We start from the raw sequence: 12,880 nt of genomic DNA, 5'->3' as shown, positions 1-12,880 counted from the left end.
CTCAGGACTGAACATGGCGCTGACGCAGGTCGGTCGCTATGCGCGCCATCATGGGGTTACTGAGTCTGCACCAGCGAATCGCGATCGCCAGTAGCAGGTGAAACAGGGCCGGCAGCAGGGTCTCCATCATGGTGATCCCCTGCAATGACGCAGCGGTCTGGTTGCCTGCGCCCGGCTGATAAGCGACAAATATAAATACCAGGCTGATGATCCCGGCGCTGGAGGCCCAGGCCAGCTTGATAAAGAACAGGTTAAAGGCGAAGTTCATTCCGGAGGAGCGCACGCCGGTTTTCCACTCGCCGTAGTCGTCGGCAAACGCCATTAGCGAGAAGTGCAGCGGCAGGGTAAAACCAAGGATCACGCCGTTGCCGAGAATCACCGCCAGCCACAGGGTTTGATGTTCCGGCCCGCCGGGCAGGAACCACATCCCTACCGCCAGCCCAGCCAGTACCAGGTTGGTGTAGTAGTAGAGTTTGACCGTATCGCTACGTCGGGAGAGATAGTTAACGATCACCGCGCCGAAGATCGCCGCGAAGGTGACCATGGTGAAGAAGAGCGAGGTATAAGCTGTGCTGCCCTTCAGCACATAGGTGATGAAATACATGTAGCCGCCGCCGCGGATATTAAAAACATTGATGAGCAAGAACGACATCACCAGCATCAGCAGTAGCTGATCGTTTTTACGCAGCCCGGAGAGGTGCTCGCGCAGGGTAAATTTGCCCATCAGCGCCAGGGGTACGCGCTCCCGCACCCAGAAGAAGCAGCAGAGGAACATGACTACCGCCACGGCGCAGAGCACCCCTACGCCAAGCTGATAACCCTGGGCCGCATCACCTTTACCGAGTACCGCCACCAGCCATGGCAGTCCCACGGAGACTAAAAAGCCCGCCACCCCGCACAGCACAAAGCGCCACGCCTGGCAGGAGATCACTTCGCTGTGGCGCGTGGTCATGGTGTTGATGAGCGCGCAGTAGGGGACGTTGATGGCGGTATAGCCCACCGATAACAGCAGGTATGTGCCAAACGCCCACATGATTTTGACTCCCATGCCGGCATCCGGCACGGTGAAGGTGAGCACCCCGATAATCCCAATCGGCAGGGCAATCCACAGTTGCCACGGACGAAAACGTCCCCAGCGGCTCTGGGTGCGGTCAGCAATAACGCCCATGATGGGATCGGAAATAGCGTCGAATACGCGTAAGGCAATAAACAGCGTGCCTACCAGCGCGGGGGTTAAGCCAAAGATATCGGTATAGAAAAAGGTCAAAAAATTCATGATCAGGCAGGTGATGACGGTGCCACCGGCATCACCCAGGCCGTAGCCTATTTTTTCGCGGACAGAGAGGCGATCGTCAGCGGCCTGCCCGGCGATATCTCTCTGCGTAATCGAAGTAGAAGTCATGAGGTAACTCCTCGGTAATAGAATTTTTATAGGTGTTACTGTGGGGTACCTCATTCATTCTGCACTGAAAGTCTGGGGCGACAAGGGAAGGGAAAAGTATAAAAAGGTGAGGATTCCGACTTCGTCGTCAAAGTGTGATTTCGATCGGGAAGAAAACGGAATAGCTGTTAATAATCAATGGAAAAGGCGTATTTAAAAGCCATTTTTAGCGAGATAGTGAATATCCATGCTTGAATTATCCATAACACTTCCGATTAGCGTTCAGAATGGCGGGTACTTTATCTCCCGGGGTATTGGCCGGCACCCGGCGCGTAAACTCACCTCGTGGGAGATTATCTTTGTCGAAAAAGGGAAATTAACGATCCAGGAGGAGAATAGGGTTTTCGAGGTGCAGGCGGGAGAAAGCTTATTGCTCTGGCCCCAGCGTCGCCATCAGGGCATTGAGGATTTTCCCCCCGATTTACGCTTTTACTGGCTGCATTTTGACGTGAATGAGCAAGCGTTGCGATCGCCACTGGGGACGCAGTTGGCAGTGCATCAACACGGCAAAAGCGGTGATCCTTCGTCGGTGATTTCGCTATTCAGACAGTTTCTTACCGAGCAGGAGAAGTTACAGCGCAGTCCGGCGCTGGAGTACCTTTTACTGCTGATTCTACAACAAATCTCTCTTACGGCCGGCCCCCAACAGCCGCCCGATGAGGCGGGTGTGAGCCTAGCCTGGAAGGCCCGCCAGATTATTAGCACCCGCTTCCATTTACCCCTGAGCACCTCCCAGCTGGCAAAAGAGCTTCACTGTAATGCCGATTATCTGGGGCGGGTCTTTCGCCGGGTGTTCCATCTCACGCTAACGGAGGCCATTCATCGCCAGCGGGTGAGGGCGGCGGAAAAATTGCTGCTTAACGGTGCGGTTTCGCTTAAAGAGGTGGCAACCCGCTGTGGTTTTAATGAGGTGGGCTATTTCCGACAGATTTTTCGCAAACATACAGGCTTAACGCCCGCCGTCTGGAAGCGGCGTTACTGCAAAGAACACATTAATTCGGCCTGACCTTAGGGCAATTTCCCAGTTTTGCTGGCAAGAACCCTAAATCCGCCGTTTACCGTAGTGGGATCAAGGCGGCTTCCCCGTTCACTCTGGCAACCTGACTTTTTTCCAACGTGGATGGAGCAGGAGATGAACCCGTATATTGTCGCGGACCCGGCAAAGTGCATCGGTTGCCGCACCTGTGAAGTGGCCTGCGTGGTCGCGCATCAGGAAGATCAATCATGCACGACGGTCAGCCCAGCGACCTTTGCTTCGCGCATTCGGGTGATGAAGGGGGCGACGTTCACCACGGCGGTGACCTGCCATCAATGTGAAGAGGCCCCCTGCGCCAGCGTCTGCCCCGTGCAGGCCATTCAGCGCGAGGCGGGGATCTGGCGGGTAGAGCAGCAGCGCTGCATCGGCTGTAAAAGCTGTGTGATCGCCTGCCCCTTTGGGGCGATGCAGGTGATGCGGGTTGATGAGCGGGCGCTGGCGTTGAAGTGCGATCGCTGCGCCCATCGCGAGAGCGGGCCTGCCTGCGTGGCGGCCTGCCCGACTCATGCGTTACGCTGTCTTGACCCGGTGACACTCCGCGCAGCGCGGCTGCGAGCGCGAGCTTAGGCCTCGTCGCGCCAGGCGCAATCGATCTCTTCGGCCAGAATTTTTACCCCGGCTTCGATTTTCTCCGGGTCTGGCACGTAGTTCATACGCATACACTGATGGGTGTGCGGCCAGGGTTTATCCAGCCCCGGGAAGAAGTAATCGCCCGGCACCATCAGCACGCCGCGTTTTTTCAGGCGCTGATAAAGCAGTTCTGTGGTGATAGGCAGATCTTTAAACCATAGCCAGAGAAAAATCGCCCCTTCCGGTTTGTGGATCAGGCAGCGCTCTTCCGGCAGGTAACGACGAATCATGGCGATCGTCTCCTGCACGCGCTGATAGTAGAACGGCTTAATCACCTCGTTCGACAGGCGCAGCAGGTCGTTGCGCTTAATCATCTCGCACATCATTGCCGGGCCAATACCGCCAGGCGAGAGGCTAATAATGCCGTTCATGTTGGTGATGGCAGTGATGATTTTTTCATTGGCAATGATAATCCCGCAGCGGCTCCCAGGCAGACCGAGCTTGGAGAGGCTCATGCACAGCACAATGTTCGGGTTCCACAGCGGGCGCGCTTCGCTAAAGATGATACCGGGGAACGGTACGCCGTACGCGTTATCAATGACCAGCGGAATACCGTGCTGATTGGCCAGCACGTCGAGTTTCATTAACTCTTCGTCGGTAATCACATTGCCGGTGGGGTTGGTGGGGCGAGAGACGCAGATCATGCCGGTCTCTTCGCCAATGTGCAGATGTTCAAAATCCACGTGATATTTGAACTGGCCTTCCGGCAGCAGCTCGATATTTGGACGCGCGGAGACGAACAGATCCTCTTCCAGGCCGGAATCGGCATAGCCGATATACTCCGGTGTCAGCGGGAAAAGCACTTTTTTGGTGCTGCCGTCGGCACGACGTCCGGCGAAAAGGTTAAACAAGTAGAAAAACGCGCTCTGGCTGCCGTTTGTCAGTGCAATATTCTGTGGCCCGATCTCCCAGCCCAGTTCGTTGCGCAGCATATCCGCCAGTGCGGTGAGCAGCTCGGTTTTGCCTTGCGGCCCGTCGTAATTACAGAGGGCGTCCGTGGCTTTGCCGTTTTCGAGCATATCGGCCAGCAGGGTGCTGAAGTAGCTGTTCATGGCCGGGATTTGCGCCGGGTTTCCGCCGCCCAGCATGATGGCCCCTGGTGTGCGCAGGCCGTCGTTGAGATCCTCCATCAGGCGCGTAATGCCTGAATGGCGGGTGAATTTGTCGCCAAAAAGTGAAAAGGTCATAGCAGGTGGTCTATCGGGCTTGTAGTAAATTTGGCTCACCTTAACGCTACAACTGCGCAGGTGCAAATCGAAGCCGCGGGGCTTGTTTGCGTCTATATAGGGCAAAAAACCCTTAGGGAAGTGAATTATGCTGTTTTAGCGCGCCTCGCCGGGGCGGCGAAGCGCGCATTTGGATTCAGTGTTGCCCAGCCCACACCACCATCACTTTGTCGTCATGATGCTGGCGCACAAAACCGTACCCCTGGCTCAGCGTCAGGGCGGTTTGCTTGCCTTCACCTATTGCCGGATGGCGAGCGCGGAACTGCCCAAGCAATTGCCAGTGCGCCACGGACTGCGCCTGTTTGCCGGTCACCTCCTGCCAGTTCATCTCCGAGCGGGTGCCTTGCAAAGGGTCCGAGCCGGTTGGGCCAAACGGGCGGGCAGACTCATCGCCATAGAAGATTTGCACCGTGCCGGGCGCCAGCAACAGCAGCTCCGCCGCCCGCGAACCGCCTTCGCGGAACAGGCGCGTATCATGTGACGAGAGGTAGCTCAGCACATTGAAGTCCTGTAATTTCTCTGCCATTTGCTGCCAGGTGAGATCCATGTCGGACAGGCAGTCCACCGCTTTGGCCGCTTGCTCCTGATAATCGAAATTGATCATCGCATCAAAACCGTGCTGGTAGTAATCGCTGCGCATCACCCCATGGCCCCAGGCTTCACCGGTCATCCAGAAGGGGGCGTCGTCCAGCTTTTTATCGGGATTCGCCTGCTTCCATGCGACCAGCGCCTCGCTCGATCGCGCTTTTAACTGCTGCCAGGCCGCAAGCTCCACGTGTTTGGCAGTATCAACCCGGAAGCCGTCGATACCGTAATCGCGCACCCACTGACTGAGCCAGTTGACGAGGTAATCACGCGGGGTGGCATCGGGAAGCGGTTTCGCGTGGGTATCGGGTTTATGCTGGTAAAAGTTTGGCAAACCCGATGGGGTGGTGGATTCGGTTTTCAGATCCGGTAAGAAGGCGAGCGACATGGTCTGGTCATCAAAGCCGGGGTTGTCGTAATCACCAATGTCGGTTCGGATCCACTGCTTGCCCCACCATTTATCCCAGGCGGCTTTGTCGCTGAAATTGATGTAATCATTAAAGCTATGCCAGCTCTGTCCGGCGGCAGGTTTCCAGTCAGTCCAGCGTTCACCCAGAATCTTTTTTTGCTCATCGCCCTTAAGGTAGAGGGCGCCAAACTGAAAGGCTTGCATATCCGCAAGGGTGGCATAGCCCGTGTGGTTCATCACCACGTCAAACAGGATACGGATGCCGCGGCGATGCGCTTCGTCGACCAGTTGTTGCAGGTCTGCCTCATTGCCCATATTGGCATCAAGCCGGGTCCAGTCCTGCGTGTAGTAACCATGGTAGGCGTAGTGGGGGAAGTCGCCTTTGGTGCCGCCGCCTACCCAGCCGTGGATCTGCTCCAGCGGGGAGCTGATCCATAAAGCATTCACCCCGAGCTGCTGCAGGTAATCCAGCTTGCTGGTGAGCCCTTTTAAATCGCCGCCGTGGAAAGTACCGATCTCCTGCATACCGTCTTTATGGCGACCGTAGCTATTGTCGTTGGTGGGGTCGCCATTCACATAGCGATCGGTTAAGACAAAATAGACGGTGGCGTTTTGCCAGCTAAAGGGGGCCGCTTTATCAGTTTCGGCGCGCTCGAGCAGCAACAGGCCATTACTATTGGCCGCAGGTCGCAGAGTAATTTTGCCCTGTTGAACGGTGGCAGTCTGCTTGCTGTAGAAATCCCGTACGACGCTGCCCTCCGGAAATGTGCTGCTGACATCCAGGGTCACCGGCGCGCCGTCCCATTTCGGACATTGACGGGTGACGCTGGCAACAGTCTGCGCGCTGGCAGTTTTGACACTCAGCATCAGCGTCGGCGTGCCAGAGCGGGTATCGATCTGCATTTGATACTCACCGTCGCGAAACAGGCGCCACTGCGGCTTATCACCTTCACAGGGTTTGAGCGACAGCATCTCATTGAGTTTGACGGGGCCGGCCGGCTGCCAGCACGTCTGGTCAAAAATGAGGCTTAAAGGGCGTGTACCCTTCGCAAGCTTTGCATGGGCGGTATACAGACCTGTGCCTTCTGCCTGAAAGGCAGGAAAACCGTCGGCCGACCAGTCGGCGCAGGCCATGGCAGGCAACAACACAAGCGCTAAAGCTGAGTGTTTCATTTTACATTCCTGTCGCAGCGTTTTGCCTATTTTGCCAGCAGGCTGGCAGCGCAAACTCCTCCCTGGACGAAAGGCTGAGGGAGGAGACGAAAGGGTGAGTGATCTCGCGCTAATTTAGCCACTTATCTGCGATATCGCGCACAATTTGCAGAAAATGATGCTTAACTGAGCAGCGTCCTGATGACATGGTTTCGGATTTAGACTATTTCTAAGGGTGCTCTGGAAGGGTATTTTTGTTATGATTTGAGATTCACCTCTCAATTTTGTGAAAAAAATAAGGTGTTGGAATGTTCAAATCCGACCAGGAGACCTAATGATATCGATTCCCATACGACGATATGGGGCCGCGATACTCATGTTACTCACCATGACATTTTCAGGTGGGGTGCTTGCGAAGACGCACGCGGATACAACGAGTCACAAAGCCCATATTAGTAAGAAAGTAAGCAGTAAGACGGTAAGTAATAAGGTTAGCAGTAAACAAGAGTATTCTCGCAATAGTGTAAAGAGCAGTTCACTTCCTGATTTGCGAAAATACCCTTCCGGGACACCAAGGAAAAAAGCGTTTCTCCGGACGGTAATGCCTTATATCACAAGCCAAAACGCTGCGATTACCGCCGATCGTAACTGGTTGATATCTAAACAGTACGCGAGCCGCTGGTCTCCAGCTGAGCGCTCACGTCTGAAAGACATCACCAAACGTTACAAGATCAGCTGGTCTGGCAATACCCGCCGTGTTCCGTGGAACACCTTGCTTGAGCGCGTGGATATTATTCCAGGCAGCATGGTGGCAACCATGGCCGCAGCAGAAAGCGGTTGGGGTACCTCTAAGCTGGCCCGTAGCAACAACAACCTGTTCGGCATGAAGTGCGGAAAAGGCAGCTGTAATGCGCCGGGCAAAGTTCGTGGCTACTCGCACTTTGATTCCGTCAAAGATTCGGTCAATGCCTACGTGGTGAACCTGAATACGCACCCGGCGTACAACTCATTCCGTAAGTCCCGCGCTCAGTTGCGTAAAGCGGACCAGGAAGTGGCGGCGAGCACCATGATTCACAAGCTGAAAGGGTACTCGACGCAGGGGCAGCGCTATAACAATTACCTGTTCTCCATGTATCAGGATAATCAGCGCTTAATTGCCGCCCATATGTAATCTGTTATCTTATAAAAACGCCTTCCATCCGGAAGGCGTTTTTCTTTGCTCATTCAGCGTTAAATTAATACTTCGCTATGACGATCGCGATAATCCTTCGGCGTGGTGTCGTACTCTTTTTTAAATACCGAATAGAAATACTGCAGCGACGGATAACCACACATTTGCGAAATTTCGTTGATAGAGAGCGAGGTCGAAATTAACAGACTGCGCGCTTTCTCCAGTTTCTCGGCGTGGATCACCGCGTGGATAGTCTCCCCCACCTCCTCTTTAAAACGCTTCTCCAGATTTGAGCGGGAAATCCCCACCGCATCCAGGACTTGATCCACCTTTATGCCTTTGCAGGCATGGTTGCGGATGTAGTGCATGGCCTGAATAACCGCCGGATCGTTAAGCGAACGGTAATCGGTAGAGCGACGTTCCACCACGCGTACCGGCGGCACCAGCAGGCGTTGCAAAGGGAGATGTTCATTATCCAGCAGGCGGTGCAGCAGCTTGGCGGCCTGATACCCCATCTGGCGAGTTCCCTGCGCCACTGACGATAACGCCACCCGTGACAGGTAGCGGGTCAGCTCTTCGTTATCGATGCCAATCACGCACAGTTTTTCCGGTACCGGGATGTGCAGATGCTCGCAAACCTGCAGCACATGGCGTGCGCGGGCATCCGTCACGGCGATGATGCCAGTTTGCGGCGGCAAGGTTTGCAGCCAGTCGGCCAGGCGGTTCTGCGCGTGCTGCCAGTTTTCCGGCGCAGTTTCCAGTCCCTGATAGACCACCCCGCGATACTTCTCCTTCGCCACCAGCTGACAGAACGCATACTCACGCTCGGCAGCCCAGCGTTTGCCGCTGGAGGCGGGCAGGCCATAGAAGGCGAAGCGATGTACCCCTTTTTCTTTCAAATGCAGAAACGCGCTCTCAACGAGCGCGTGGTTGTCGGTCGCGATGTAGTGCACGCCAGGATAATTTTCCGGCGCGTGATAGGACCCGCCGACGCCCACGATGGGTAGGTCGACATCTTTCAGCAGTTGTTGGATGACGTCATCGTCGTAGTCGGCGATCACACCGTCACCCAACCAGTCTTTAATGTTTTCGATGCGGGTGCGGAAATCCTCTTCGATAAAGATGTCCCACTCCGATTGCGACGCCTGCAAATATTCACCAACGCCCTCTACCACCTGGCGGTCGTAGGCTTTATTGGCATTGAACAACAACGTAATGCGGTGGCGCTTCTCAAACATGGCACGCTTTTCCCAGTGTCATTGACAGGTGACCGATTTATCTTCAGGCACGTCGCTTGGTGGCGGAATCCATCCATACCGCCAGCAGCAAAATGGCGCCCTTAACGATATATTGCCAGAATGTCGGCACGTCCATCATACTCATTCCGTTATCCAGAGACGCCATAATAAATGCCCCCATCACCGCACCCGCCACGCTGCCAATCCCCCCGGCGAGACTGGTTCCACCAATCACACAGGCGGCAATCGCATCCAGCTCGGCGATATTGCCCGCAGAGGGTGAACCGGCTCCCAGACGTGAGCTTAAAATCAGCCCGGCAATCGCCACCATCAGGCCGTTGATAGCAAAGACGGCGAGCTTAGTGCGCTCTACGTTAATGCCGGAAAGGCGAGCGGCTTCAATGTTGCCGCCGATGGCATAAATTCGGCGACCAAATGCGGTGCGCGTCGCCATGAACATTCCCGCCAGCAGCAGTAAAACCAGCAACAGCACCGGCGTCGGTACGCCGCGATAGTCGTTAAGTAACCAGATAGCGCCCAGCACGATCACCGCCGTCAGCGCCTGACGCCCCACGAATGGTGCCGCGGTGGGGGCGGCGAGCCCCAGCGCCTGGCGACGCATTCTGCCACGCCACTGCCAGGCGACAAACGCCATCAGGCCAATGGCGCCCAGGGTAAAGCCGATACCATCGGAGAGGTAACTTTGACCAATCTGCGACATAGAGGCGCTGGTGGGCGACACGGTGGTGCCGTTGGTAATACCAATCAGAATGCCGCGGAAGGCCAGCATCCCGGCGAGGGTCACAATGAATGAGGGTACTTTACGGTAGGCCACCCACCAGCCGTTCCAGGTTCCGAGCAGCAAGCCGAGCAGCAGGGTAACAACCACGGTCAGCGGCAGCGGCCAGCCCAGCCAGACATCAAAAATCGCCGCCACGCCGCCCAGCAGCCCCATCATCGACCCGACCGAAAGGTCGATCTCCGCAGAGATAATCACAAACACCATGCCCACCGCCAGGATGCCAGTTATGGCGGTCTGACGCAGCAGGTTAGAGATATTACGCGCGCTGAGATAAGAGCCGTCTGTCATCCAGGTGAAGAACAGCATGATCGCCACAATCGCGGCGATCATCACAAAGACCTGCAAATTCAGCGCTTTTAGACCCGAAAAGGCCCCAGGCGTTGGCACGGCGACTTTCACTTCAGACGGGTTGCTTTTCGACATGACGTTCGCTCCTTAATGCGGCTTCCATTACCTGCTCCTGCGTCAGGTTCTGGTTTTTCAGGTTGGCTTTGAGTTTCCCTTCGTGCATAACCAGCACCCGATCGCTCAGCCCCAGCACTTCAGGCAGTTCTGAGGAGATCACAATGACGGCAATGCCCTGCTGCACTAACTGGTTAATCAATTTGTAGATTTCATATTTCGCGCCAATGTCGATGCCGCGCGTGGGCTCATCGAGAATTAAAATGCGTGGATTGAGCAGCAGGCAGCGGGCCAGAATCGCCTTCTGCTGGTTACCGCCGCTCAGGCGACCAATCGCCAGATCGGGCGATGAGGTTTTGACCTTCAGACGTTGCAGGGAGTGTAAAATACAGTGCTGCTCGGCAGCGTCGTCCAGGCTGCTCAGGGTTCCGGAGAACTGATCCAGAGCCGCAAGGGTGATATTTTTCCCTACCGCCATGACCGGCACGATGCCATCTTTCTTGCGATCTTCCGGCACCATGGCGATACCCTGGGCGATGGCCTGCTGGCAGTTGTTGATGGTAACCGGTTGCCCGTCGATAAAGAGGGCCCCTTCGCGGCGACCGGGCCAGACGCCAAACAGGCACTGCATCGCTTCGGTACGCCCGGCGCCCACCAGGCCGGCGATACCGAGGATCTCTCCCCGATGCAAAGAGAAGGAGATATCGTTGACGCGCTTAATGTGGCGGTTCACCGGGTGCCACGCGGTGAGGTGCTCCACGCGCAGCACCTCTTCTCCAATGGTGTGGGGTGCGTTGGGGTAGAGCGCCGTCAGCTCACGTCCCACCATCATGGTAATGATGTCATCTTCGCTCATCCCCTCTGCTGCACGGGTGCCAATATGCTGCCCATCGCGAATCACGCAGATGGTGTCAGAGATGGCTTTCACTTCGTTCAGCTTGTGAGAAATATAGATGCAGGCAATCCCGTGGTTTTGCAGGTCACGAATGATGTCCAGCAATACCGCGGTCTCCTGTTCGGTGAGGGACGCCGTAGGTTCGTCGAGGATCAACAAGCGCACCTGTTTATTGAGCGCTTTGGCAATTTCCACCAGTTGCTGTTGCCCCAGCCCTAAGTCGCCGACCCGGGTATCGGGCGAGATCGCCAGGCTCACCTGCGCCAGCAGTTTCTCGCAGCGCAAAGTCATGGTGTCGTAATCCAGTACGCCGTGGCGGCTTAGCTCGGCACCGAGAAAGATGTTTTCCAGCACCGTGAGGTGTTTCACCAGCGCCAGCTCCTGATGAATGATGGCGATGCCTTTGCGCTCCGTATCGCGAATGTGGCTGGCCTGTAATGTCTCGCCCGCGAAGACGATTTCGCCGTCATAGCTGCCGTGGGGATAAATGCCGCACAGCACCTTCATGAGCGTGGACTTGCCGGAGCCATTTTCACCGCATAACGAGACAATTTCCCCGGCATTTAAGCGCAGACTAACGTTATCGACCGCTTTCACGGCGCCAAACGCTTTGGTGATACTTTTCATTTCCAGTAGATAAGACATAACTGCCCCGCATGCCCTGAGGAGAGATCAGGCCCCCGGAGGTGGGGGCCATACTGGATTAGAGTTCGCTCTTTTTATGGAAGCCGTCTTTGATGACCGTGGCGTCAATGTTCTCTTTATTGACTTCGATAGGGGTCAGCAGGCGGGCAGGGACATCTTTCAGGCCATTATTCAACGACGCATCCGCTTTAGGCTGCTGACCGTTGCCCAGCTCAACGGCAATTTCTGCTGCGGTGGTTGCCAGCTCGGTGATGGGTTTATAGACCGTCATGGTCTGCGTGCCGGCAACAATGCGTTTAACCCCAGCGAGGTCGGCATCCTGGCCGGAGATGGCGACTTTACCTGCCAGCCCCTGGGCGCTTAATGCCTGGATGGCACCGCCGGCGGTGGCATCGTTGGAGGCGACAACGGCATCAATATGGTTGTTATTTGCCGTTAACGCGTTTTCCATAATTTTCAGTGCGTTTTCGGGTAACCAGCCATCGGCCCACTGATCGCCAACCACTTTAATCTTGCCGCCGTCGATATAAGGTTTCAGCACTTTCATCTGTCCCTGGCGGAACAGTTTGGCGTTGTTATCTACCGGCGAGCCGCCCATCAGGAAGTAATTACCCTCAGGCACCTTGGCCACCAGGCTTTGCGCCTGCAGTTCACCCACTTTCTCATTATCAAAAGAAATATAATAATCGATATCGGCGTTATTAATCATCCGGTCATAAGCCAGGACTTTAATACCTTCTTGTTTTGCTTCTTTGATGACGTTACTTAATACCTGACCGTTGTAAGGAATAATGACTAATACGTCGACGCCGCGGTTAATCATATTTTCAATTTGCGACATCTGGGTCTCTTCATTGCCATTGGCAGACTGAACAAACACTTTGGCGCCTAATGCTTCTGCTTTATTCACAAAAATGTCGCGATCTTTTTGCCAGCGCTCCAGACGGAGATCGTCAATCGCCATTCCGATTTTGACTTCTTTCGCATGACCCGCCGCGCTCGCCAAAACGAGAGAGGCGCAGAGGGTGAGGCATAGATTCTTTATCTTCATAATTTTATAGCCTTTTTGTAGGGTGGTTATGCTGAGATAAAAGAAACCTTCACTGCAGGAGACGCAACAAATTCTTAACGGGGAAAGGCAGGCTGGCAATTACAGATTTTTATCTTCTCGTTATGATATTTGGTTTATTTTCGAATTTATGACCGCGATCGGATTTTAAAAAACGTAAGCCATTAATTACACATCGA

General features: G+C 55.1%; 10 protein-coding genes. 3 read left to right on the top strand and 7 right to left on the bottom strand.

Going from position 1 to position 12,880, the window contains the following annotated elements; translation table 11 throughout:
* Position 1 precedes the first annotated feature (1 nt).
* Positions 2-1,402 carry an MFS transporter gene (locus WFN75_RS18185; protein ID WP_207292754.1) on the bottom strand — a complete coding sequence of 467 codons (1,401 nt, stop codon included), beginning with the start codon at positions 1,400-1,402 and terminating at the stop codon, positions 2-4.
* 226 nt (positions 1,403-1,628) lie between these two features.
* Between WFN75_RS18185 and WFN75_RS18180 the strand changes: the two genes are divergently transcribed.
* Positions 1,629-2,447, top strand: coding sequence for an AraC family transcriptional regulator (locus WFN75_RS18180; protein ID WP_040077884.1), 819 nt, complete (start codon positions 1,629-1,631; stop codon positions 2,445-2,447).
* Positions 2,448-2,573: 126 nt separating this feature from the next.
* Positions 2,574-3,044, top strand: a complete 471-nt coding sequence (locus WFN75_RS18175) for a 4Fe-4S dicluster domain-containing protein (protein WP_286772296.1) — start codon at positions 2,574-2,576, stop codon at positions 3,042-3,044.
* Here the strand turns inward: WFN75_RS18175 and avtA are convergent.
* Positions 3,041-4,294 (bottom strand): valine--pyruvate transaminase, encoded by a 1,254-nt coding sequence (gene avtA / locus WFN75_RS18170; RefSeq protein WP_336996626.1) that lies wholly within the window; start codon positions 4,292-4,294, stop codon positions 3,041-3,043. The genes WFN75_RS18175 and avtA overlap by 4 nt on opposite strands.
* A gap of 175 nt (positions 4,295-4,469) precedes the next feature.
* A complete protein-coding gene (locus WFN75_RS18165) occupies positions 4,470-6,500 on the bottom strand; it encodes an alpha-amylase (protein ID WP_336996625.1) in 2,031 nt (676 codons plus the stop codon).
* Positions 6,501-6,813: 313 nt separating this feature from the next.
* Between WFN75_RS18165 and WFN75_RS18160 the strand changes: the two genes are divergently transcribed.
* Positions 6,814-7,650 carry a protein bax gene (locus WFN75_RS18160; RefSeq protein ID WP_336996624.1) on the top strand — a complete coding sequence of 279 codons (837 nt, stop codon included), beginning with the start codon at positions 6,814-6,816 and terminating at the stop codon, positions 7,648-7,650.
* A gap of 59 nt (positions 7,651-7,709) precedes the next feature.
* On the opposite strand, the gene xylR is transcribed toward WFN75_RS18160, so the two are convergent.
* The 4 genes from xylR to xylF are packed head-to-tail and all read right to left on the bottom strand — an operon-like array spanning position 7,710 to position 12,683.
* Entirely contained in the window at positions 7,710-8,888 is a 1,179-nt protein-coding gene (gene xylR, locus WFN75_RS18155; protein ID WP_040077890.1) for a D-xylose utilization transcriptional activator XylR, read from the bottom strand.
* Between the two features lie 43 nt (positions 8,889-8,931).
* Entirely contained in the window at positions 8,932-10,113 is a 1,182-nt protein-coding gene (xylH, locus tag WFN75_RS18150; protein WP_040077891.1) for a xylose ABC transporter permease XylH, read from the bottom strand.
* Positions 10,091-11,632 carry a xylose ABC transporter ATP-binding protein gene (locus WFN75_RS18145; RefSeq protein WP_233803633.1) on the bottom strand — a complete coding sequence of 514 codons (1,542 nt, stop codon included), beginning with the start codon at positions 11,630-11,632 and terminating at the stop codon, positions 10,091-10,093. The genes xylH and WFN75_RS18145 overlap by 23 nt, the downstream gene beginning before the upstream one ends.
* A 58-nt stretch (positions 11,633-11,690) precedes the next feature.
* Positions 11,691-12,683, bottom strand: coding sequence for a D-xylose ABC transporter substrate-binding protein (xylF, locus tag WFN75_RS18140; protein ID WP_040077894.1), 993 nt, complete (start codon positions 12,681-12,683; stop codon positions 11,691-11,693).
* Positions 12,684-12,880 lie beyond the last annotated feature (197 nt).

It is taken from the genome of Leclercia sp. UBA7405 (assembly GCF_037152215.1).
Classification (GTDB): Bacteria; Pseudomonadota; Gammaproteobacteria; order Enterobacterales; family Enterobacteriaceae; genus Enterobacter; species Enterobacter pneumoniae.
The sequence above is the reverse complement of the archived record's forward strand: the minus strand, read 5'-3'. Positions and strand labels throughout refer to the sequence as shown.

Bases quoted from the DNA above. Each gene is read 5' to 3' on its own strand.
- WFN75_RS18185 (WP_207292754.1), bottom strand. From the start codon at position 1,402: ATGACTTCTACTTCGATTACGCAGAGAGATATCGCCGGGCAGGCCGCT.
- WFN75_RS18180 (WP_040077884.1), top strand. From the start codon at position 1,629: ATGCTTGAATTATCCATAACACTTCCGATTAGCGTTCAGAATGGCGGG.
- WFN75_RS18175 (WP_286772296.1), top strand. From the start codon at position 2,574: ATGAACCCGTATATTGTCGCGGACCCGGCAAAGTGCATCGGTTGCCGC.
- avtA (WP_336996626.1), bottom strand. From the start codon at position 4,294: ATGACCTTTTCACTTTTTGGCGACAAATTCACCCGCCATTCAGGCATT.
- WFN75_RS18165 (WP_336996625.1), bottom strand. From the start codon at position 6,500: ATGAAACACTCAGCTTTAGCGCTTGTGTTGTTGCCTGCCATGGCCTGC.
- WFN75_RS18160 (WP_336996624.1), top strand. From the start codon at position 6,814: ATGATATCGATTCCCATACGACGATATGGGGCCGCGATACTCATGTTA.
- xylR (WP_040077890.1), bottom strand. From the start codon at position 8,888: ATGTTTGAGAAGCGCCACCGCATTACGTTGTTGTTCAATGCCAATAAA.
- xylH (WP_040077891.1), bottom strand. From the start codon at position 10,113: ATGTCGAAAAGCAACCCGTCTGAAGTGAAAGTCGCCGTGCCAACGCCT.
- WFN75_RS18145 (WP_233803633.1), bottom strand. From the start codon at position 11,632: ATGTCTTATCTACTGGAAATGAAAAGTATCACCAAAGCGTTTGGCGCC.
- xylF (WP_040077894.1), bottom strand. From the start codon at position 12,683: ATGAAGATAAAGAATCTATGCCTCACCCTCTGCGCCTCTCTCGTTTTG.